15 protein-coding genes and 1 riboswitch are annotated in these 21,891 nt (G+C 73.0%); of the genes, 12 read left to right on the forward strand and 3 right to left on the reverse strand.

Features of this window, described 5'->3' with window-relative positions; genetic code table 11:
• Nucleotides 1-31 precede the first annotated feature (31 nt).
• The 6 genes from FB465_RS21170 (at nt 32) to FB465_RS21195 (ending at nt 8,640) form a co-directional block, all read left to right on the forward strand.
• Nucleotides 32-1,162, forward strand: a complete 1,131-nt coding sequence (locus FB465_RS21170) for a DegT/DnrJ/EryC1/StrS family aminotransferase (RefSeq protein ID WP_246192761.1) — start codon at nt 32-34, stop codon at nt 1,160-1,162.
• Entirely contained in the window at nt 1,159-2,634 is a 1,476-nt protein-coding gene (locus tag FB465_RS21175; RefSeq protein WP_145792825.1) for an MBL fold metallo-hydrolase, read from the forward strand. The genes FB465_RS21170 and FB465_RS21175 overlap by 4 nt, the downstream gene beginning before the upstream one ends.
• Entirely contained in the window at nt 2,631-3,737 is a 1,107-nt protein-coding gene (locus tag FB465_RS21180; protein WP_145792826.1) for a DegT/DnrJ/EryC1/StrS family aminotransferase, read from the forward strand. The genes FB465_RS21175 and FB465_RS21180 overlap by 4 nt, the downstream gene beginning before the upstream one ends.
• Nucleotides 3,738-3,902: 165 nt before the next feature.
• Complete coding sequence (locus tag FB465_RS21185; protein ID WP_145797490.1) at nt 3,903-4,904, forward strand: SMI1/KNR4 family protein; 1,002 nt, start codon at nt 3,903-3,905, stop codon at nt 4,902-4,904.
• A 34-nt stretch (nt 4,905-4,938) separates the two neighbouring features.
• Nucleotides 4,939-7,359, forward strand: coding sequence for an SUKH-4 family immunity protein (locus FB465_RS21190; protein ID WP_145792828.1), 2,421 nt, complete (start codon nt 4,939-4,941; stop codon nt 7,357-7,359).
• Between the two features lie 192 nt (nt 7,360-7,551).
• Nucleotides 7,552-8,640 carry a hypothetical protein gene (locus FB465_RS21195; RefSeq protein ID WP_145792830.1) on the forward strand — a complete coding sequence of 363 codons (1,089 nt, stop codon included), beginning with the start codon at nt 7,552-7,554 and terminating at the stop codon, nt 8,638-8,640.
• Nucleotides 8,641-8,642: 2 nt separating this feature from the next.
• Here the strand turns inward: FB465_RS21195 and FB465_RS21200 are convergent, their stop codons facing one another.
• Both FB465_RS21200 and FB465_RS21205 read right to left on the reverse strand, forming a co-directional pair.
• Complete coding sequence (locus tag FB465_RS21200; protein WP_145792832.1) at nt 8,643-9,362, reverse strand: hypothetical protein; 720 nt, start codon at nt 9,360-9,362, stop codon at nt 8,643-8,645.
• 420 nt (nt 9,363-9,782) lie between these two features.
• Entirely contained in the window at nt 9,783-11,096 is a 1,314-nt protein-coding gene (locus tag FB465_RS21205; protein ID WP_145792834.1) for a nucleotide sugar dehydrogenase, read from the reverse strand.
• Nucleotides 11,097-11,593: 497 nt separating this feature from the next.
• On the opposite strand from FB465_RS21205, the gene mfd reads away from it, so the two are divergent.
• The 3 genes from mfd to FB465_RS21220 all read left to right on the forward strand — a co-directional run bounded on the left by mfd (nt 11,594) and on the right by FB465_RS21220 (nt 17,295).
• Nucleotides 11,594-15,232 carry a transcription-repair coupling factor gene (gene mfd, locus FB465_RS21210; RefSeq protein WP_145792836.1) on the forward strand — a complete coding sequence of 1,213 codons (3,639 nt, stop codon included), beginning with the start codon at nt 11,594-11,596 and terminating at the stop codon, nt 15,230-15,232.
• 232 nt (nt 15,233-15,464) lie between these two features.
• Entirely contained in the window at nt 15,465-16,100 is a 636-nt protein-coding gene (locus tag FB465_RS21215; RefSeq protein WP_170290654.1) for a SurA N-terminal domain-containing protein, read from the forward strand.
• Nucleotides 16,101-16,155: 55 nt separating this feature from the next.
• On the forward strand, nt 16,156-17,295 hold the full coding sequence (locus tag FB465_RS21220; RefSeq protein ID WP_145792839.1) for a nucleoside triphosphate pyrophosphohydrolase: 1,140 nt from the start codon (nt 16,156-16,158) through the stop codon (nt 17,293-17,295).
• On the opposite strand, the gene FB465_RS21225 is transcribed toward FB465_RS21220, so the two are convergent.
• Complete coding sequence (locus tag FB465_RS21225; RefSeq protein WP_145792841.1) at nt 17,238-17,681, reverse strand: SDR family NAD(P)-dependent oxidoreductase; 444 nt, start codon at nt 17,679-17,681, stop codon at nt 17,238-17,240. The genes FB465_RS21220 and FB465_RS21225 overlap by 58 nt on opposite strands.
• 155 nt (nt 17,682-17,836) lie before the next feature.
• Between FB465_RS21225 and FB465_RS21230 the strand changes: the two genes are divergently transcribed.
• The 3 genes from FB465_RS21230 (at nt 17,837) to eno (ending at nt 21,884) form a co-directional block, all read left to right on the forward strand.
• Nucleotides 17,837-19,081, forward strand: coding sequence for a cytochrome P450 family protein (locus FB465_RS21230; RefSeq protein ID WP_145792843.1), 1,245 nt, complete (start codon nt 17,837-17,839; stop codon nt 19,079-19,081).
• Nucleotides 19,082-19,292: 211 nt separating this feature from the next.
• Nucleotides 19,293-19,461: riboswitch (cyclic di-AMP (ydaO/yuaA leader) on the forward strand.
• 5 nt (nt 19,462-19,466) lie between these two features.
• Nucleotides 19,467-20,369, forward strand: a complete 903-nt coding sequence (locus FB465_RS37550) for a LysM peptidoglycan-binding domain-containing protein (RefSeq protein WP_281292352.1) — start codon at nt 19,467-19,469, stop codon at nt 20,367-20,369.
• A gap of 225 nt (nt 20,370-20,594) precedes the next feature.
• A complete protein-coding gene (eno, locus tag FB465_RS21240; RefSeq protein ID WP_211785829.1) occupies nt 20,595-21,884 on the forward strand; it encodes a phosphopyruvate hydratase in 1,290 nt (429 codons plus the stop codon).
• The last annotated feature ends 7 nt before the right edge of the window (nt 21,885-21,891 follow it).

Below are 21,891 nucleotides of genomic sequence, written 5' to 3' on the forward strand. Positions count from 1 at the left end.
CGGGGGTACCCATACGAGTTCGGAGCTCATCGTGTCCACGATCCCCGTCATGATCCCCTGGCTCGGCGAGGAGGAGGCCCAGGCCGCGGCGGACGCCGTACGCTCCGGCTGGGTCGCCCAGGGGCCCCGGGTCGCCGAGTTCGAGCGGGCCTTCGCCGCCCATCTCGGCGTCCCGCACGCCGTCGCCGTCTCCTCCTGCACCACCGCGCTGCACCTGGCCCTGATCGGTGCGGGCGTCGGCCCCGGCGACGAGGTGGTGGTGCCCTCGCTCTCCTTCATCGCGACCGCCAACGCCGTCACCTACGTCGGCGCCACGCCCGTCTTCGCCGACGTCGAGCTCGCCACCGGGAACCTCACGGCCGAGACCGTCGCGCCGCTGCTGACGGCCCGCACCAGGGCGGTCATCGCCGTCGACCAGGGCGGTGTCCCGGTCGACCTGGACGCCATCAGGGAGCTGGTGGAGCCGCTCGGCGCGACCGTCGTCGAGGACGCCGCCTGCGGCGCGGGCTCGCTCTACCGGGGCCGCCCGGTGGGCAGTACGGCGCAGCTCGCCGCGTACTCCTTCCACCCGCGCAAGCTGCTCACCACCGGCGAGGGCGGCATGGTCACCTGTCAGGACGGCGAGGTCGCCGCCCGGCTGCGGCGGTTGCGCGAGCACGGGATGAGCGTCTCGGCGTCCGACCGGCACGCCGCGGGTGGCGGTGCGAGTGTGCTGGAGACGTACGACGAGATCGGCTTCAACCACCGGATGACCGACATCCAGGCGGCCGTCGGCCTGGTCCAGCTCCGCAAGCTGCCCGCCATGGTCCGGCGCCGCCGTGAACTCGCCGACCGTTACCGCGAGTTGCTCGGGCCGCTCGGGGAGCGGCTGGTGGCCGACCCGGAGCACGGTACCGGCAACTTCCAGGCCTGCTGGCTGCTGCTGCCGGACGGCGCCCTCGACCGCACCGAGCTGCTGGCCGGCCTTGCAGCCGTCGGAATCTCCGCTCGTCGCGGCATCATGGCGGCCCACCTGGAGGCCCCGTACAAGGGCACGGCGCGCGTCCCGCTGCCGGTCACCGAGCTGATCACCGGCCGCTCGGTGATACTGCCGCTCTACCACTCGCTCACCGAGGACCAGCAGGACCGGGTGATCGCCGGACTCCGGGAGTTGATCGGGTGATCCCTTCGATCAGACACCTCGGCCACGCCGGGTTCGTGGTCGAGCACGCCGGGCTGCGCATCCTGATCGACCCGTGGTTCCACCCGGCCTTCCTGGAGGCGTGGTTCCCCTACCCGGACAACCGGGACCTGCTGCCCGAGGTGGTCGCGGGCCGCTACGACTACCTGTACATCTCGCACACCCACGAGGACCACTTCGACCGGCGGCTGCTCGCCCAGCTCTCCAGGGACGTCACCGTCCTGGTGCCGCGCTATCGCACCAAGTCGCTGAGCCGCAGCCTCGCCGCGCTCGGCTTCGGGCAGCAGGTGCTGCTCGGGCACCGCGAGGAACACCGGCTCGGGCCCGACAGCACGGCGACGATGCTGCTGGACACCAGCCACAAGGAGGACAGCGGGCTGCTGCTCGACCTCGGCGGCTACCGCTTCCTCGACCTCAACGACTGCAACACCCCGATGTCCGAACTCCCGGGCGACGTCGACCTGCTGGCCGCCCAGTACTCCGGCGCCATGTGGTACCCGAACGCCTACGACTACCCGGCCGAGATGATGGCCGCCAAGACCGCCGCCGTCCGGTCCGACCTGCTCGACACCCTCGCCCGCAAGGTCAAGCTCACCGGCGCCCGCGCCTACCTCCCGTCGGCCGGCCCGGCCTGTTTCCTCGACCCCGAGCTGGACCGCTTCAACGACCGCGACGCGACGATCTTCCCGCACTGGGAGGACGTCGCACCCGTGTTCGCCGCCGTCTGCCCGGAGACGCGGGTCGTCCGCACCGCCCCCGGCGACCTGGTCGCCGCCCCGGCCCCGCCCGGCCGCTGGTTCACCGACCCCGCCGGCTACCTCGCCGACTACCGCGAGCGCCGCTGCGCCGACTGGGAGGCGTACCACGAGGGCGAGCCCGCCCCCGTCACGGCCGAGGAGGTCGAGGCGCACTTCGCCCGGCTCCAGCGGCTCAACCGCCCGCTGCTCGCCGACTACCGGCGCGATCTGCGCCTGGAGACCGGAGGCACCGCCTGGGGCCTCACCCTGGGCGGCCTGGCGGCACAGGTCGAGCTGGAGGACGAACCGGTCGACCCGGCGTATGTGATCCGCATCCCGCCCCGCGCGCTGCGGGCCGTCCTGGACGGCCGGGCGGGCTGGGAGGAGGCGTTGCTCTCGATGCGGCTCAGCCTGCACCGCGACCCGGACGTCTTCGACCTCACCATGCTCAGCCTGCTCCGCTACGGTCATCAGCCCGCCCAGACCCGGCAGTTGGTGCGCGAGCGGGCCGGTCCGGTGGAGACCATCGAGCGGGACGGCCTGCGGCTGCAGCGCTACTGCCCGCACGCCGGCGAGGACCTGAGTCACGCCGAGATCACCGGCGGGGTCGTGGAGTGCCCCCGCCACCACTGGAAGTGGGACACCACCACCGGGGCCTGCGTCTCCGGCGGGGCCCTCTCCCTGCACATCGAACCAGCTGAGAGGCCATCCGCATGACCGCCATCCCGCTCGTCGACCTGCAAGCCGCCCACGCCGAGGTCGCCGAGGAGGTGCGCGAGGGCTTCGACCGGGTGCTCGCCTCCGGTGCGTACATCAAGGGCCCGGACGTGGCCGCCTTCGAGGCCGAGTACGCCGCCTTCTCGGGCGTCCGGCACGCCGTCGGCACCGCCAACGGGACCGACGCCCTGGAGCTCGCCCTGCGCGCTCTCGAACTCCCGCCCGGCGCCGGAGTGGTGCTGCCCGCCAACACCTTCGTCGCCACCGCCGAGGCGGTGGTCAGGGCCGGGCTACGGCCCGTCCTGGTCGACGCCGACCCGGAGTACCTCCTGATCGACCCGGCCCGCGTCGCGGAGGCACTGCCGGGCGCCGCCGCCCTGCTGCCCGTCCACCTCAACGGCCAACTCGCCCCGATGCGGCCGCTGCTGGACCTGGCCGAGGGCCGTCCGGTGGTCGAGGACGGTGCCCAGTCGCAGGGAGCCAGGCAGGACGGCCGGCTCTCCGGCTCCTGGGGCCGGATCTCCGCCACCAGCTTCTACCCGGGCAAGAACCTCGGCGCGTACGGCGACGCCGGCGCGGTGGTCACCGACGACGAGGAGCTGGCCACCGCCGTCCGGCTGACCGGCGACCACGGCTCCGGCCGCAAGTACGTCCACGAGCGCTTCGGCTTCAACTCCCGGATGGACACCCTGCAGGCCGTCGTCCTGCGCGCCAAACTCCGCCGCCTGCCCGCCTGGAACGAGGCCCGCCGCGCCGCCGCCGCCCGCTACGACCGGCTGCTCGCCGGCCTGGACGGGCTCAGCACGCCCCGCACCCTGCCGGGCAACGAACACGTCTGGCACCTCTACGCGGTGCAGGTCGAGCGCGGCCGGGACGAGGTCCTCGCCGAACTGCAGGCCGCCGGGATCGGTGCCGGTGTCCATTACCCCGTCCCCGTCCATCTGCAGCCCGCCTTCCGCGGGCTCGGGTACGCCGAGGGCAGCTTCCCCGTCACCGAGCGGGCGGCGGGCCGGATCCTGACGCTGCCGCTCTATCCGCAGATCACGGAGGATCAGCAGAGCAGGGTCGCCGAGGCGCTGGCGAAGGCACTCACCAAGATTTGACCAAGAACCGGCCAAGAACCGGTCAAACCCCGAAGACGGCCCGTGCCGATGGTGTCCGGTCGAAGCAACCTCCAGGCGGGGCGACCGGGGCCGACCTGCACCCCCTACGCTGGTGTCCAGCATTCACCCATGGACAATGTTTCAGCAGCCAGTGGGGGCACCCAGATGACGACAGGTCGGCCCGGCACCGCCGCGGCGCCCAACGGGGCGTACGCGGGCCAGGTGGTGCAGTTCCCGGACCCGGTACGGTCCGCGAAGCACCCCGCCGGGGTGCGGGTGGACGAGTACGGCTACCCGGACTTCAGCGCGTACGCGGTCGCCGCCGCCGAGGTCGCGGACCCGCCGGAGGGCTTCGGCGTGGACGAGCTGCGGCTGACCGACTACGTGTCGGCCAACGCCGCGCTGTTCACCCAGGGCCATGAGCTCTGGGCGGACCTGGACACCGCCGTGGCCACCCCGCCGGGCTGGACCTGGCACCACTCCGTCGGCCGGGCGGCGCCCGGCTGGCGCCGGATGGAACTCGTCCCGGTCGAGGTCAAGGCCCTGCTCCGGCACCACGGCGGCCTGGCCCGCTCCAGCGCCGACCACAACCGGCGTGGCACCCGCCCGCTCCAGGAGCACCGCCCGGCGCACTTCTCGCTGGCCAAGGACGGCGGCGACCCGCTGAGCGTCACCGAGGACCTGGTGCAGAACGCGGAGCAGCGCCTGGGCCACCGGCTCCCCGGCGCGTACCGCAGCTTCCTCAAGGTGGCGGGCGGCCGGGCCCCGGTCGGCGTCGCGCTCGACACCGAGCTCGGACTGCTGCTCGACCAGCCGTTCATGACGGTGAGTGAGGAGTACGGCGTCCAGGACCTGGTCTACGCGAACAAGTGCCTGCGCGACCACCTCACCAAGGACTACCTGGGCATCGCCTACGTGCAGGGCGGCATCCTGGCGCTCAAGGTGCGTGGCGAGCAGACCGGTTCGGTCTGGTTCTGCCTCTACGACGACGCCCGGGACACCGGCGGGCCCGAGACCCCCGAGGAGCGCGTCGCGCGGCTTCTGCTGCCCTGCGGTGCGGACTTCGACCAGTTCCTGCTCCGGCTGGCCGGCAGCCCTCCGGAGCTGGAGACCGTGGCGGGAATGATGGTGGACGGCGGGTTCGCCCGGGCCGTACCGGTCAACTGATGCGCAGCCGCAGGACAGAAGGGGTGGACCGGGCGTGGTGACGTACGCGCAGGCGCAGGAGCTCGCCGAGGACTGGATCAACGCCGGGGTGCCGCGCTCGCAGCAGCGCGAGGTACGGGTGCGGGAGTTCGACCTGGGCTTCGTCTGCTGGGCCGTGGACAGGGCCGACGGCCAGGACGCCGACGGCGGTTCGGACGGCCCGGCCGGCGAGGCCCGGATGGTGATCGCCCGGGACAGCGGGGCCAGCACGCTCTGGCCGCCGCTGCCCGTCAACGAGGTGGTCCGGCAGTACGAGGAGACGTACGGCGGTCCGGTCGCGCCCAACCCGGCCGGTGCCGCGAAGCCGGTGCCCGGGGCGGTCGAGGCGACGTCCTTCCTGCTCAGCCCGCCGCAGTGGCTCCAGGAGGCCGGGGCGGCGGCGATCGCGGCCGAGGCGGCCCGCCTCGGCGAACCGGCCGCGCCCGACGCCTCCGGCGCCGCGCCGGTGGTGCTCACCGCGCCGCCCGCCTCCGACCGGCCGGCCGGGGACGCCCCCACCATGCTCGCCCCGCCCTCGGGCGACGCCGCACCCTCGTACGGCCTGGCCGCCCCGCCGCCCGGCCACACCCCGCCGCCCGGCTCCACCCCGCTGCCGTTGCCGCACGGTCCGGTGCCGCCGGAGGGCGCCACCGTGCCGCTGCCGGACGGGGTCCTGGCGGGGGCGCCGGGCTTCGCCGCCGCGCCCCCGCCACCGCCCGGCGCCACGCCCGTGCCGCTGCCGCCCCCGCCGGGGGTGCCGGTACCGGGTGCGCCCGCCGCGCCCGTCCCGCCCGCACCGCCTGCACCGCCTGCCGGCTCGCCCGGAATCGCGTACGCCCCGACCATGCTCGCCACCGACGGCGCACCGGGGCTGATGGGCCTGCCCGGCGCACCCGGGGCACCCGGCAGCCCGGCCCCGGCCGGCGGCCTCGGCCGCTCCGGCCCGGGCACCCCGCCGCCCCCGCCACCGGCCGAGCTCCGCGGGCCGGGTGCCGCGCCGCACGGCCCGGGCGGAGCCGGGCGCGGCCCGAGCGCCCCGCCGCCGCCCCCGCCCGCCGAGCTCCGTCACGCACCCGGCGGCCACCCCGCACCCAGTGCCGGCGGCCGTTCCGGCCCCGGTGTCCCGCCGCCCCCGCCGCCCGGCGAGCTGCTCGGCGGAGCGGAGGCGCCCGCCGCCCCACAGGCCGCTGGCGCGGCCGGGATCGCGTACGAGGCGACCCAGCTGGCGCACGCCATCGAGATGCCCCCTGGCGGCCTCGGCGGCCCCGGCATCCCCGGCGCTCCGCCGCAAGGTGGCCCCGGCATGCCTCCGCCGCCCCCGCCGGGTGCCGTCCCGGTGCCGGGCGCTCCGCCGGTCGGCTACGGCTACCCCGCCGGCGCTGCCTCGGCCGGTGCGCCCGCACCTGCCGTGCCCGCCGTCCCGCCGCCCGCGCCCCAGCCGCCGGTCGCGCCGGTGCCGTCCGGCGTGCCCTCGATCGGGCCCGGCAGCATCGCCGTGATCAGCTACCGGGGGCCGGACGGCTCCGAGCAGAAGCTCATCCAGCACAGCGAGCCGGGTACCCCCCACCCCGAGTGGAAGGCCCTGCAGGAGCTGCGCCGGCTGAACGTCCCGCCGGACCAGGTCCTGGAGCTGCACACCGACCTGGAGTGCTGCGACCTGCCCGGCGGCTACTGCGCCCGGATGGTCCGCGCCTCCTGGCCGAACGCGCGGCTGAGCCACACCGCCCCGTACGGCCGGGACTACCAGGCCAGGCAGGCCGGGATGGCGCTGCTGCTGGACCACGTCGACCAGCTGCACCAGCTGGCCGCCGCGCCGCAGCGCCCGCGCCCCGTCCGGGTGCCGCTGCCCGCGCCGGGCATGGTCCCGCCGCTGCCGCCGCTCGCCCCGCAGCAGCTGGCCGCCGAGCTGGGCCAGGCCTTCGGGCCGATGGTGTTCCGCTTCGAGCAGCGCGCGGTCTCCCGTCAGGGCGTGCCGGAGCCGGTGGCGCAGACCCTGATGTGGGCCGGGCTGCCGCGCGACTTCGCGCCGTTCTTCTGGGCCCAGGCCCAGGAGGGCAGGCCGATCCCGACCCTCGCCGAGCTGGCCGCCGAGCGCGGCCTGCCGCCGGGGCCGGACTTCGGCGGCTACCTGGTGCTCGGCAACGACTACGGCCGCCAGCTGTGCGTGCAGTACGGCACGGCCGCCGTGGTCGCGGTCGACATCGAGGGCGGCGGCGAGGCCCCGCGCTTCGTCAACACCGGCGTGCCGGAGTTCGTCCGCAGCCTGGCGCTGCTCGGGCGGATGTGGCGCCTGCGGTACGGGCTGACGCCGGATCAGGCCGGCCGCTGGACGACCGACTTCCAGGCTCAGCTGGCCGCCATCGACCCGGCGGCGCTGCAGACGCCCGAGACCTGGTGGGCCGTCCTGCTCGAGCAGTTCTGGGACGGCGTGATGTAGCGGGCCTGTCGCAGGTCGGAGGGGCTGTACCGGACCACCGGTACGGCCCCTTCGTGCTGCCGTGCGGCGCTGCGTTGTTTGGGTTTCGACCTTATCTGCGCAAAATAGGTCAAGAGGATGGGTCTACCCGCATCCACCTCGATGACGTCCGACAATGGGCTGCGCAGCCCGCGAGCACGAGGGGAAGAGCCCATGAGCGACGCCGTCTCCCAGCACGGCTTCACCGCTGCCCGGCGGGGCTACGCGCCCGAGCAGGTCGACCGGGCGCTGGCCGCCCTCACCGCCGAGCGGGACGAGGCGTGGGAGCGGCTCAGCGTGCTCGGCGCGGGCATCCGCGAGATGGAGAAGCGGCTCGCCGACATCGTCCGGTCCGCGGCCGACGCCCCCGAACCGGACTTCGCGGTGCTCAGCGAGCAGGCCGCCAAGCTGATGGCGATCGCCGACGCCGAGGCACTGGCCGTCCGGACGCGGGCCGAGCGCGCCGCGGAGGACGCCCGCGACCGGGCGTACGAGGCGGGCCAGGACATCGCCACGGCGGCCAAGGAGTACGCCGCCACGGCGCGCAGCGACGCCGAGCAGGCCGTCCGCCGGACGGACGAGCGCTCGCGCGCCGAGGCCGAGAAGCTGCGCGCGGAGGCCGACCGCGACGCCCGTACGGTGCGGGACACCGCGACGGCGGACGCGGCGAAGACCCGGGTGAGCGCCGCGGAGGCGGAGGAGCAGGCCGAGGCCAAGCTCGCCGAGCTGCGCCGGCGGGCGGACGAGACGTTCGCCGCCGCGGAGGCGCAGGCGGTTGCCGAGGACGCCAAGATCGCCGCCATGGCCGAGAACCGGCTCAAGGAGGCCGAGCAGCACCGCCAGGACGTGCTGGCGAAGATCAAGCAGTGGGAGGCCGAGGCCCGGGCCAAGGCGGACCAGGTGATGGAGCAGGGCCGCCGCAAGGCCGAGAGGATCCACGCGGCGAGCGAGCGCGAGCAGCAGGAGTTCGCCGTCCGGCAGGAGGAGGTGCAGAAGCACCTCGACCACATCAAGGGGACCCTCGCGGCCCTCACGGGCGCGGCGGTCGGTGCGATCGAGCCCGTCCCCGAGGAGCCCACGGCAGGGCCTCCCCCCGAGGCACCGGCGCCCGCGGAGGCCGAGACCACCGTCATGCCGCCTGTGCCGCCGAAGCCGGCGGACCCTCCGGCCCCCGTGCCGGACGCCGAGACGAAGATCATCCCCAAGATCGTGATCGTGGACGACGGCTCCGAGTACCCGAGCTCGGTGGTGCGGCGGGCCTAGGCCTAGGAGGTGCCCGAGCCCGCGAGGAGCCTGGCGATCCGCTCGGCCTGGTCCTTGACCGCCTTCTGCTGGGCGGCCAGGGCGGTGGCGTTCTGGTCGATCTGCTGCTTCTGGTACCCGGTGAGCACGGCGAACCAGACGCCCGCGAGGTTGCTGCGGGTGGTGCAGTCGGCGTCCGCCCGCGCGGTCGCCAGCTCCTCGGCGGTCGGGCTGCCGGGGCCGCGGTACTGCTGGAGCGGCGTGGTGGGATCGGCGACGCGGTATCCGGACCTCGCCATGCAGTCGGCCCAGCTCCGGGTGGCCTCCGTGACCCGGGAGTCCCGGCCGGTGGCCTGGAGGGACTCGCTGAACAGGCGGTTGACCAGCTCCGTCCCGGCCGGGCTGGGCGGCTTGAGCTGCTCGGCGATCTGCCGGTCGCAGTCGACGCGGGCGGTCACGAAGGCCTCGGAGTCGTCCGTCCCGGCGGGCGCCGTCCGTACCTGGCTGCGCTTGGGCGGGTGGAACCCCTGGACGCCCGCGATGTCGGCGCCCAGGTACCCCCAGGCGCCGGCGGGCAGTGCGGTGGCGTTGTCGGGCGGTTCGGTGCCCTGGTAGTTGTCGCCGCTGAAGCCGGCGAACCCGGCCTTGTGCATACAGGAGACGGCCAGTGACGTGCGGAGCTGCGCGTCCCGCTGAATGTCCTGGTCGCCCCAGTTGTAGGCGGAGAGCGGAAGCCCGGTCATTCCGCCGCGCCCGGAAGCCGGAGCCTGCGGGGTTCCGGATATCGGTGGCGGCGTCAGCTTCGTTTCCGGGGCCTTTGCCGGGGACGAGCAGCCGGAGATCAGTACCGCCGGCGTTGCGAGCAGCGCCAATCCTGCGCGTCGGTATCTGCGGGCGGATGCGTCCACGCTGGAATTCCTGTCCGCGCGGCGTGGGGGTGGGTGGCGTGGCCGCGCCAGAACCGGACACTAGCCGGGCGGTCCGGCCTTGGCCACCGGTTCGGTGACGAAGGAAGGTGAGCTCCATCACGGCATTCCGCCGTGGCTGCGGAAATCTCCCGGGGCGTCGGATCCGGAATCGGAATCGCCCATTCCCGTGGCAGTCCGAGTACTACAGGTCGGACGTCGGTGTCGGCCCCTTCGGGAGGGGCCGACACCGGTGTCTCAGAGCACCTCGACCGCCGCGCCCGCCAGCCGCCGGCGGCAGTCCAGCACGTACCGGGCGTGCGCGACCACGGCCTCGTAGTCGAACTCGTCGTGGTCGGCCAGCAGCACCACCGCGTCCGCCGCCGCCAGTTCCTCCGGGGTGGCCTCGACCCGCCGTACGGCTGCGAAGGGGTCGCCGTGGGCGTCCTGCTCGGGCGTGCGCTGGCCGGGGATCACCGGCTCGGGCACGTGCACCCCGACCACCACGTGCGGGTCGGCGGCGCGTACCTCGGCGCCCATCCTGGTGAGCAGCTCGGCGACCCGGGCCGCCGGGGTCTCCCGGGCGTCGCCGGTGTTCTTCTTGTAGGCGAGCCCGAGCAGCAGCACCCGCGAGCCCTTGACCGAGCGCTGACGGTCGTTCAGCGCCTCCACCAGTCGGCGCACCACGTAGTCGGGCATGTGGCTGTTCACGTCGTTCGCCAGCTCCACGAAGCGGAACGACTGCCCGAGGGCCCGCTCCACCCGCCAGGAGAGATAGGACGGGTCGATCGGCAGGCAGTGCCCGCCGACGCCGGGGCCGGGGGTGAAGCGCAGATAGCCGAAGGGCTTGGTGGAGGCCGCGTCGATGGCCTCCCAGACGTCGATCCCGAGATCGTGGGCGAACATCGCCAGCTCGTTGACCAGGGCGATGTTCACGTGCCGGAAGGTGTTCTCCAGCAGCTTGGTCAGCTCGGCCTCCTTGCACGAGGAGACCGGCACCGTACGCTCGACCAGCTGCCCGTAGAAGCCCTCGACCGCCGAGAGGGCGGCCGGGGTGATGCCCGAGACCACCTTGGGTGTGTTCTCCAGCCGCCAGGTCGGGTTGCCCGGGTCGATCCGCTCTGGGCTGTAGCCGAGGTGGAAGTCCGTACCCGCCCTCAGCCCGGAGCCCTCCTCCAGCAGCGGCGCCAGCAGCTCCTCGGTCGTCCCCGGGTAGGTGGTCGACTCCAGCACCACCGTGGCGCCGGGCCGCAGGTGCCGGCCGAGCAGCCGCGCCGAGGCCTCGATGTACGAGAGGTCGGGCACCCCGTCCCGCAGCGGGGTCGGCACGGTGATCACCGCGACGTCGAAGCCCGCCACGTCGGCCGGGTCGGCGGACGGAAGGTAGGCGCCGCCGTCCAGCAGCGGGCGCAGCCGCTCGGCCGGGATGTCCTCGACGTACGACTCGCCGACGGCCAGCCGCTTGATCCGCCGCTCGTCCACGTCGTAGCCGACCACCTGGTGCCCCACCTCGGCGGCCCGGACGGCCAGTGGCAGCCCGACATACCCCTGACCTGCGATGACGACGCGCATGACGAAGTACCCCCTCCATCGCGATGACGGTGTCCCCACACCGTCTTCACAAGAGAGTACGGAGAGCCGATCCCAAGCGTGGCACTTCAGACAAATAGGCCAGGACCCGTGGCGCCCTCCAGGAAAGGGCGCCACGACTCCCGACAAAGGGGCGCGGGCGCCCCCACCCAGGGCCGCCCGGCCACGCACTCCCGACCCCCATCGGGGTGCGTCTGCGCCACCACAGCCATCCCCCACGGTTGGGTGCGGCGGGCACAGGCACCATCCTGCGCGCCGACCATGGACGGACAGTGACAGGAGTATGTCCAGTTCGTGTGATCTCCGAAGCGTGATCGAACCGGACTCGCTCGGCCGCACAGCCGGTCGCACCGCGTGCGTGTCGGCCGTGCGGCGTAGGCTGGAGGCCCCCGGGCGCACCGCGTGCCGGGCCGTTCGCGTTGCCCGGCCGGTCTCTCCGGCGCCCGGGCACTCCAGCCACGGGACGAAGAAGAGACTCGATGAGCCTGTCCGGACTGCTCGATGTCGTCGTACGGGATGCCGCCCTCGCCGAGGCGATCGAGGCGGCGGCTGCCGGGCACCGGCAGCACCTCGACCTGGTGGGGCCGCCCGCGGCCCGGCCGTTCGCGATCGCCGCACTGGCCCGTTCGCTGGCCGGGCAGGCCGGCGAGCGAGGGCGGCCCGTACTCGCCGTCACCGCGACCGGCCGGGAGGCCGAGGACCTCGCCGCCGCCCTCCGCTCCCTGCTGCCCGCCGACGCGGTCGCCGACTTCCCGGCCTGGGAGACGCTGCCGCACGAGCGGCTCTCGCCGCGCTCGGACACGGTCGGCCGCCGCCTGGCCGTGCTGCGCCGGATCGTCCACCCGCGCGCCGACGACCCGGCCGCCGGGCCGGTCCAGGTGATCGTGGCCCCCGTCCGCTCGGTGCTGCAGCCGCAGGTCAAGGGCCTGGCCGAGCTGGAGCCGGTGGCGCTGCTGCGCGGTGAGCAGCACGACCTGGAGGAGGTGGCCAGGAAGCTCTCGGCCGCCGCCTACTCCCGGGTCGAACTGGTCGAGAAGCGCGGCGAGTTCGCCGTGCGCGGCGGCATCCTGGACGTCTTCCCGCCCACCGAGGAGCACCCGCTGCGGGTGGAGTTCTGGGGCGACGACATCGAGGAGGTCCGGTACTTCAAGGTCGCCGACCAGCGGTCCCTGGAGATCGCCGAGCACGGTCTCTGGGCGCCGCCCTGCCGCGAGCTGCTGCTCACCGACGAGGTCCGGGCCCGGGCCGCCGCGCTGGCCGAGGAGCACCCCGAGCTGGCGGAGATCCTGGACCGGATCGCCCAGGGCATCGCGGTCGAGGGCATGGAGTCCCTCGCCCCCGTGCTGGTGGACGAGATGGAACTCCTGATGGACGTCCTGCCGACCGGCTCGATCGCCGTGGTCTGCGACCCGGAGCGGGTCCGGACCAGGGCCGCCGACCTGGTCGCCACCAGCCAGGAGTTCCTCCACGCCTCCTGGGTCGCGGCCGCAGCCGGTGCGGACCGCCCGATCGACCTGGAGTCCATCGACGTCTCCGCCGCCTCGCTCTGGTCGCTGGCCGACGTCCGCGAGCACGCGGCCGAGATCGGCCTGCCCTGGTGGTCCGTCAGCCCGTTCGCAACCAGCGACTCCTCGGTGACCGAGGTGCTCGCCCGCGGCGGAGCCGCTGATTGGCCCGGCGATGCCAACACCCTCACCCTGGGCATGCACGCCGTCGAGGCGTACCGGGGCGACACCGCTCGCGCCATCGCCGACGCCAAGGAGCGGCTGGCCTCGGACTGGCGGGTCGTCATGGTGACGGAGGGCCACGGCCCGGCGGCCCGGCTCGCCGAGGTGCTCGGCAACGAGGGCATCCCGGCCCGCCTGGTCGCCGACCTCGCCGAGGCGCCCACCCGCGACGTCGTCCACGTCGCGACCGGCTCGATCGAGCACGGCTTCGTGGACGAGACGCTCAAGCTGACCGTCATCACCGAGACCGACCTCTCCGGCCAGAAGTCCTCCACCAAGGACATGCGCCGGATGCCCTCGCGCCGGCGCAACGCCATCGACCCGCTGGCCCTCCAGGCCGACGACTACGTCGTCCACGAGGCCCACGGGGTGGGCAAGTACGTCGAGATGGTGCAGCGCACCGTCCAGGGCGCGACCCGCGAGTACCTCGTCCTGGAGTACGCCCCCGCCAAGAAGGGGCACCCCGGCGACCGGCTGTTCGTGCCGACCGACCAGCTCGACCAGGTCACCAAGTACGTCGGCGGCGAGGCCCCCACCCTGCACCGGCTCGGGGGCGCGGACTGGGCGAAGACCAAGCAGCGGGCCAAGAAGGCCGTACGCGAGATCGCCGCCGACCTGATCAAGCTGTACTCGGCCCGGATGGCGGCCCCCGGCCACACCTTCGGCCCGGACACCCCCTGGCAGCGCGAGCTGGAGGACGCCTTCCCGTACGCGGAGACGCCCGACCAGCTGACCACCATCGCCGAGGTCAAGGCGGACATGGAGAAGTCCGTCCCGATGGACCGCCTGATCTGCGGCGACGTCGGCTACGGCAAGACCGAGATCGCGGTCCGGGCGGCCTTCAAGGCGGTGCAGGACGGCAAGCAGGTGGCCGTTCTGGTGCCGACCACGCTGCTGGTGCAGCAGCACTTCTCGACCTTCGCCGAGCGGTACGCCAACTTCCCGGTGATCGTGAAGGCGCTGTCGCGCTTCCAGACCGACTCGGAGGCGAAGGCCGTCCTGGAGGGGCTGTTCGACGGCTCGGTGGACGTCGTGATCGGCACCCACCGGCTGTTCTCCTCGGAGACCAGGTTCAAGGACCTCGGTCTGGTCATCGTCGACGAGGAGCAGCGCTTCGGCGTCGAGCACAAGGAGCAGCTGAAGAAGCTCCGCGCCAACGTGGACGTACTGACCATGTCGGCGACGCCGATCCCGCGAACGCTGGAGATGGCCGTCACCGGCATCCGCGAGATGTCGACCATCACCACCCCGCCGGAGGAGCGGCACCCGGTGCTGACCTTCGTCGGCCCGTACGACGAGAAGCAGATCTCGGCGGCGATCCGGCGTGAACTCCTGCGCGAGGGCCAGGTGTTCTACATCCACAACCGGGTCGAGTCGATCGACAAGGCGGCCGCCCGGCTGAAGGACCTGGTGCCCGAGGCGCGGGTCGCCACCGCGCACGGGCAGATGGGGGAGAACCTGCTGGAGAAGGTCGTCGTCGACTTCTGGGAGAAGGAGTTCGACGTCCTGGTCTCCACCACGATCGTGGAGTCCGGCATCGACATCTCCAACGCCAACACCCTGATCGTCGAGCGCGGCGACACCTTCGGCCTCTCCCAGCTGCACCAGCTGCGCGGCCGCGTCGGCCGTGGCCGCGAGCGCGGCTACGCGTACATGCTGTACCCGCCGGAGAAGCCGCTCACCGAGACGGCGCACGAGCGGCTCGCGACCATCGCCCAGCACACCGAAATGGGCGCGGGTATGTACGTGGCGATGAAGGACCTGGAGATCCGCGGGGCGGGCAACCTGCTCGGCGGCGAGCAGTCCGGGCACATCGCCGGCGTCGGCTTCGACCTCTACATGCGGATGGTCGGCGAGGCGGTGGCGGAGTTCCGCGAGTCGCTGGCGAGCGGTGGCGGGGAGCCGGAGGAGGAGCCGCTGGAGGTGAAGATCGAGCTGCCCGTGGACGCCCACGTGCCGCACGACTACGCCCCGGGCGAGCGGCTGCGGCTGCAGGCCTACCGCTCGATCGCGGCGGTCAACTCCGAGGAGGACATCGTCCAGGTCCGCGAGGAACTCACCGACCGCTACGGCAAGCTGCCCGAGCCGGTGGAGAACCTGCTGCTGGTGGCTGCCCTGCGGCTGTACTCGCGGCGCTGCGGGATCGGCGACATCACCCTGCAGGGGGCCAACATCCGCTTCGGCCCGGTCGAGCTGCGGGAGTCGCAGCAGCTGCGGCTGAACCGGCTCTACCCGCGCAGCCAGGTGAAGGCGGCGGCCCAGCAACTGCTGGTGCCGCGGCCGAGCACCGGCCGGATCGGCGGCAAGCCGCTGGTCGGGCGTGAACTGCTCACCTGGTGCACGGAGTTCCTCACCACGATGTTCGACGACCTGGCGGGATCGAAGAAGTAGCGTGCAGCCAGCGGACGGCGGTCTCGGGCTCAAGTGCCCGGGGCCGCCGTCCTGCTGTCGCGGCCGCCGGACACCGAACCGGCGGAGACCGGCCATCGGCACACCCGTTCGGCGCAAGGTCTGGGCAAGGCGCTGCGCGGCTCCCTATTGTCGGTTCCCGTCGGGAGAACCCACCGGTCTCCCACAGCACCGGACACCGCACCCAGCCCCGCCCACGACTCGGAGGCCCCACGTGATCCGCACCAGCCCCGCCGCCCGCCGCACCCGCACCGCCGTCGGCGCCCTGCTCGCCGCGGCCGCCCTGACCGCGTGCAGCGGCGGTACGGCCCACCAGGGGGCGGCAGCCGTGGTCGGGGGCCGGCCGATCTCCATCGCCACCGTGGAGTCGAGGGTGGCCGAGCTGCGGACGGCCGCCGCCGCCCAGCCGGGCGGGCCGCGCACCGAACGGGCCGGGCTGATCAGGCGGACGGTCGCCGAGCTGGTGCTCAACCAGGTGGTGGCCCAGGCCCTCGCGGACCGCCGGATCACCGTCTCCGACGGGGAGATCGACCAGGCCCGGGACGCGGAGACCAGGATGCTCGGCGGCGAGAACGAGCTCCAGCGCGAGCTGCTGCTCAAGCAGAGCGTGCCCGCGGGCGACATCGACGCCTTCTACCGGCAGCAGCTGGGCATCCACAAGCTCGCCGCGGCCCAGGGGCAGGACGCCCGTACGGCCGAGGGCGACGCCGTGGTGCGGGCGGCGTTGGCCGAGGCCGGCACCAAGCTCAGGATCGAGGTCAACCCCCGCTACGGGCACTGGGACCCGAAGCAGGTCACCCTCACCGACACCGTCACCGAGTGGTTGCCCCAGACGGCCGTCGCGGCCTGACGGCAGCTCGCCGTTCCTCGCGGCGCCGCACCGCCCACCAGGTAGGTTCAAAGGTGTGGACACTCCGAAGCTGATCCTGCTCACCACCACCCACCGCGTCGCCCCCGGCCTGCTCTCCTGGCCCGCCTGGGAGGCCCTGCGAGGAGCGGCCCGTGTGCTGGCCGCCGACCCGGCGCACCCGCAGTTGCCCGCCGTCCGGCAGGCCGGTGTCGAGGTCGAGCTCGTCGAGCGCGGCACGGCCCCGGCACTCGCCCGCCGGCTGCTCGAGGCGGCGCCGGCACGCGCTCCCTACGGCTCGGGGCGCGCCGGTGCCGAAAGCGACGAGCGACAAGCGACCGACGAAGGAGGGAGTGCCGGAGCGAGGAGTGTCGGCGCCGGGTACGAGCGCCCGGAGGCGAGTGGGCGCGTAACAGTCTGGCTGGGCAGCCCCGACGGCGATCCGGGCCTTACCGACGCGCTGGCGCGGCTCGCCGTGGAGGAGGCGGGGCAGGTCCCCGAGATCGAGGTGCTGCCGGGCTCGTACGACCTGCCGGGCGCGCGGCTGCTCGACCTGGCCTCGGTGATGGACCGGCTCCGCTCGCCGGGGGGCTGCCCCTGGGACGCGGAGCAGACGCACGCCTCCCTGGTGAAGTACCTGGTCGAGGAGGCCTTCGAGCTGGTCGAGGCGATCGAGGAGGGCGACCGGGAGACCCTGCGGGAGGAGCTCGGTGACGTGCTGCTCCAGGTCTTCTTCCACTCCCGGATCGCCGAGGAGCACCCCGAGGACCCGTTCAGCATCGACGACGTGGCCGGCGACATCGTCGAGAAGCTGATGTACCGCCACCCGCACGTCTTCGGCGACGTCGAGGCCACCGAGTCCGCCGAGGTCGAGGCCAACTGGGAGCAGCTCAAGGCCGCCGAGAAGCAGCGCGAGTCGGTGCTGGACGGCGTTCCGGCCGGGCTGCCCGCCCTCGCGTACGCCGCCAAGCTGGTCTCGCGGGTCCGCCGGGCGGGCTTCACGGGCGTGCCGGACGCCCCGTACGAGCTGCCCGCCGAGCTGACCCCGGAGTCGGTGGGCACGCTGCTGCTCGCCGTGGCGCAGCGGGCGCACGACGCGGATGTGGATGTGGACGCGGCGCTCCGGGCGGCCGCGCGCGGCTACCGGAGCGCGGTGCGGGCGGCGGAGGGGCTCGATGCGGGGCTCGGGGAGGGCTGACGCTGCTGCGGGACGACCTCGCTGATCGCGTCTCCGACGAGGGCGAGCAGTTCGGCCAGCGGGTCGAGGTGGTCGGGCAGCTCGTCCAGCGAGACGATCCGCTCGCCGTCGGGCCCGGCCACGCAGAACAGGTCGATCGGGCCGATGTGCTTGCCCGCGGTGTCCACCAGCGCGGCCACGTCGCTGGGCTGGTGGACGTCGCTGCACACCCCGACCACCGGACAGCCGGGACGGTCGAGCTCGGCGGCCAGGTCCTCGGCAACACCCGGGTGCTGGTCGGCGATCAGCATCCCGGCCGCGCCCGCGGCGGCGAACCGGCGGGCCAGGTCGGCCCCCGATCCGCCGCTGAGTACCGCGATGACCACCACTGCCCCGGCTACTCGCATGGCCTGCTCCTCCTTCAGAGCTCTGTGGACGACACCGCACCGGCGCCCACCAAAGGCATATCGGAGGATCGTAGGCACGTAGCGACCCTCCGCAACAGCAATTACCCGCCAGGTGACCAGACTCACGCCTCCGCGGCACCGGTTACGGTCATGACATGCCGGAAACGCCCGATACCAGCCAGCCGGAACTCTTCACCTGGGAGTTCGCCGCCGACCCCTACCCCGCGTACGCATGGCTGCGCGAGCACGCTCCCGTGCACCGCACCACGCTGCCCAGCGGGGTGGACGCCTGGCTGGTCACCCGGTACGCGGACGCCCGGCAGGCGCTGGCCGACGGCAGGCTGTCCAAGAACCCCGCCCACCACAGCGAGCAGGCTCACCGCACCGGCCGGGTCGGTATCCCGGGCGAACGCCAGGCGGACCTGATGACGCACCTGCTGAACATCGACCCGCCGGACCACACCCGGCTGCGCCGGCTGGTCTCCAAGGCGTTCACCCCGCGCCGGGTGGCCGAGTTCGAGCCCCGGGTGCAGCAGCTCACCGACCGGCTGATCGACTCCTTCGCGGCCCGCGGCTCGGCCGACCTGATCCACGAGTTCGCCTTCCCGCTCCCCATCTACGCGATCTGCGACCTGCTGGGCGTCCCGCCGGAGGACCAGGACGACTTCCGGGACTGGGCCGGGATGATGATCCGACATGGCGGCGGCCCGCGCGGCGGGGTGGCCCGCGCCGTGAAGAAGATGCGGGCTTACCTCCTGGAGCTGATCCACCGCAAGCGGGCCGACCTCGGCGAGGACCTGATCTCCGGCCTGATCCGGGCGAGCGACCACGGCGAGCACCTGACCGAGAACGAGGCGGCCGCGATGGCCTTCATCCTTCTCTTCGCCGGGTTCGAGACCACCGTGAACCTGATCGGAAACGGACTTTTCGCCCTGCTCCGCCACCCGGAGCAGCGGGCCCTCCTCCAGGCCTCAGTCCAGCGCGGCGAGACCGGCCTGCTGGCCACGGCCGTCGAGGAACTGCTGCGCTTCGACGGCCCGGTGGAGCTTGCCACCTGGCGGTTCGCGACCCGGCCGCTGACCATCGGCGGTGTGGACATCCCGGTCGGCGACCCCGTCCTGGTGGTGCTCGCGGCGGCCGACCGCGACCCGGCCCGCTTCGCCGAGGAGAACACCCTCGACCTGGCCCGCAAGGACAACCCGCACCTGGGCTTCGGCCACGGCACCCACTACTGCATCGGTGCCCCGCTGGCCCGGTTGGAGGGCCAGGCCGCCCTGGCCACGCTGCTCACCCGCCTTCCCGACCTCCGACTCGCGGCGGACCCGGCGGACCTGCGCTGGCGCGGTGGCCTGATCATGCGCGGGCTCCGGGAGTTGCCGGTGTCGTTCACGGCCGTCTGACGGCGTGTTGACCGGCTCTGTCCAGCAACGATCCGAATACGCATCAATATGGACAAAGTTGGATCGTTTGTAGACGATCGGTGACGGACCGTAATTCCCTTGTGATGCAGGCGGTATGAGCTTGTGATCGGTGGGCTCATCTGTTTACTCTCCCTGAAGTTCGCAGCTGCGAACCCCGTGCGCGGAACGCCGAGTCCTGCCCGCCGCGCTGCCGGGACACCGACCAGACCCTTGGGCAGGGGCGGGGGACCCAGGTCAGTTGCCGTTCCCCCACGGCTTGGGGTGAAGCCGCCCACGCAGGACCGTTCCTGCGGCAGGCGGCCGGGCCACCTCCCGGTCCGAACCCGACAGCTCACCTCGCAGGCGTGCGGAGAGGGACGTCTTCATGCTCTTCACCGGTTCGGGCCGTCACCGCCGTCGTACGCAGACCGAGAAGGCCATCGCCGTCGCAGGCGTGGCCGGAGTCGGTCTCGCCATGCCGCTGCTCACCGCCACCGGCGCCCACGCCGCCCCCGTGTCGACCTGGGACAAGGTCGCCGAGTGCGAGAGCGGCGGCAACTGGAGCATCAACACCGGCAACGGCTTCTACGGCGGCCTGCAGTTCAGCAACAGCACCTGGAAGGCCTACGGCGGCGCCCAGTACGCCGCGCAGGCCCACCAGGCCAGCAAGGGCCAGCAGATCGCCGTCGCCGAGAAGGTGCTCGCCTCCCAGGGTCCCGGCGCCTGGCCCGTCTGCTCCGTCAAGGCCGGTCTGACCAAGGGCGGTTCGGCCGCCCAGGTCGACAGCGACAGTGCGGCCAGCGCCGCCGGCACCATCCAGGGTTCCAAGAAGGCCGGCGAGCAGGACGCCGCCCAGGCGCCCGTGGTCCCGGTCTTCCCCGGCAAGGCCGGTTACGACGAGGCCTCGGGCAAGTACTGGTACCAGAAGGACGGCAACTGGTACTGGACCAGCCACGAGGAGATCTACAACCAGTTCGCGCAGACCCCTGCCGCGACGCCGTCCACCCCGGCGACCCCGGCAGCCCCGGCGACCCCCGAGGTCACGATCCCTCAGGCGGTCCCGGTCCCGGTTCCTCCGGCGGCCCCGGCCCCGCAGGCCGCCCCCGTCCAGCAGAGCACGTCCGCGGTCGGCAACACTTACACCGTCGTGCCGGGTGACACCCTGTCGGACATCGCCCACGACCAGCACCTCTCGGGCGGCTGGCACAAGCTGTACGACGGCAACAGGTCGACCGTCGGGGGCAACCCGGACCTGATCCTCCCCGGCCAGGTGCTCCACCTCGGCTGAGACCGCGGCGTGGACCAGGGGGCGTTCCGGCGGCGGCCGGAACGCCCCCTTTCGCGGTCATTCAGGTGAACTACCGGCGAGTAGCCGGGCCACACGGTGAGACGGGGCCAAGGGCAGCGTGGCCCGGAGCGCCGGTGCGGTTAGGCTCTGGTCGTAACGACTCCGCAATCGTCCCCGCAGACTCCACCCCTGTCCGCAGGACCCTGCTTCCGCAAGGAGATGCTCGTGCCGTCCATTGATGTCGTCGTAGCCCGTGAGATTCTCGATTCGCGCGGCAACCCCACGGTCGAGGTCGAGGTCGGCCTCGACGACGGCAGCACCGGTCGTGCCGCTGTCCCGTCCGGCGCCTCCACCGGTGCCTTCGAGGCCCTTGAGCTGCGCGACGGTGACAAGAACCGCTACTTCGGCAAGGGCGTGGAGAAGGCCGTCCTCGCCGTCATCGAGCAGATCGGCCCGGAGCTGGTCGGCTACGACGCCACCGAGCAGCGCCTGATCGACCAGGCCATGCTCGACCTGGACGCCACCCCGGACAAGTCCTCGCTCGGCGCCAACGCGATCCTCGGTGTCTCCCTCGCCGTGGCGCACGCCGCCTCCGAGGCCAGCGACCTCCCGCTGTTCCGCTACCTGGGTGGCCCGAACGCGCACGTGCTGCCCGTCCCGATGATGAACATCCTCAACGGCGGTTCGCACGCGGACTCCAACGTGGACATCCAGGAGTTCATGATCGCTCCGATCGGCGCGGAGTCCTTCTCCGAGGCCGTCCGCTGGGGCGTCGAGGTCTACCACACCCTCAAGGGCGTCCTGAAGGAGCGCGGCCTCTCCACCGGCCTGGGCGACGAGGGCGGCTTCGCCCCGAACCTGGACAGCAACCGCGAGGCGCTGGACCTCATCACCGAGGCCATCAAGAAGGCCGGCTACGTGCCCGGCAAGGACGTCGCGCTGGCGCTGGACGTGGCCGCCTCCGAGTTCTACAAGGACGGCGCGTACCAGTTCGAGGGCAAGGCGCTCACCTCCGCCGAGCTGATCGACTACTACGCCGAGCTGGTCGCCGCGTACCCGCTGGTCTCCATCGAGGACCCGCTGGACGAGTCGGACTGGGACGGCTGGAAGGCCATGACCGACAAGCTCGGCGCCAAGGTCCAGCTGGTCGGTGACGACCTGTTCGTGACCAACCCGGAGCGCCTGGCCAAGGGCATCGAGACCGGCACCGCCAACGCGCTGCTGGTGAAGGTCAACCAGATCGGCTCGCTGACCGAGACCCTGGACGCCGTCGAGCTGGCCCAGCGCAACGGCTACCGCTGCATGATGTCGCACCGTTCCGGCGAGACCGAGGACGTCACCATCGCCGACCTCGCAGTCGCCACCAACTGCGGCCAGATCAAGACCGGCGCCCCGGCCCGCTCCGAGCGCGTCGCCAAGTACAACCAGCTGCTGCGCATCGAGGAGATCCTCGACGACGCCGCCGAGTACGCCGGGCGTGGCGCGTTCCCGCGGTTCCGCTTTGCGGACCAGTAAGCACGGC

Origin of the sequence: Kitasatospora atroaurantiaca (assembly GCF_007828955.1) — a bacterium.
Classification (GTDB): Bacteria; Actinomycetota; Actinomycetes; order Streptomycetales; family Streptomycetaceae; genus Kitasatospora; species Kitasatospora atroaurantiaca.

Coding starts and splice junctions, on each gene's coding strand:
- FB465_RS21180 (WP_145792826.1), top strand. CDS start 2,631: ATGACCGCCATCCCGCTCGTCGACCTGCAAGCCGCCCACGCCGAGGTC.
- FB465_RS21185 (WP_145797490.1), top strand. CDS start 3,903: ATGACGACAGGTCGGCCCGGCACCGCCGCGGCGCCCAACGGGGCGTAC.
- FB465_RS21195 (WP_145792830.1), top strand. CDS start 7,552: ATGAGCGACGCCGTCTCCCAGCACGGCTTCACCGCTGCCCGGCGGGGC.
- FB465_RS21200 (WP_145792832.1), bottom strand. CDS start 9,362: ATGACCGGGCTTCCGCTCTCCGCCTACAACTGGGGCGACCAGGACATT.
- FB465_RS21205 (WP_145792834.1), bottom strand. CDS start 11,096: ATGCGCGTCGTCATCGCAGGTCAGGGGTATGTCGGGCTGCCACTGGCC.
- mfd (WP_145792836.1), top strand. CDS start 11,594: ATGAGCCTGTCCGGACTGCTCGATGTCGTCGTACGGGATGCCGCCCTC.
- FB465_RS21225 (WP_145792841.1), bottom strand. CDS start 17,681: ATGCGAGTAGCCGGGGCAGTGGTGGTCATCGCGGTACTCAGCGGCGGA.
- FB465_RS21230 (WP_145792843.1), top strand. CDS start 17,837: ATGCCGGAAACGCCCGATACCAGCCAGCCGGAACTCTTCACCTGGGAG.
- FB465_RS37550 (WP_281292352.1), top strand. CDS start 19,467: ATGCTCTTCACCGGTTCGGGCCGTCACCGCCGTCGTACGCAGACCGAG.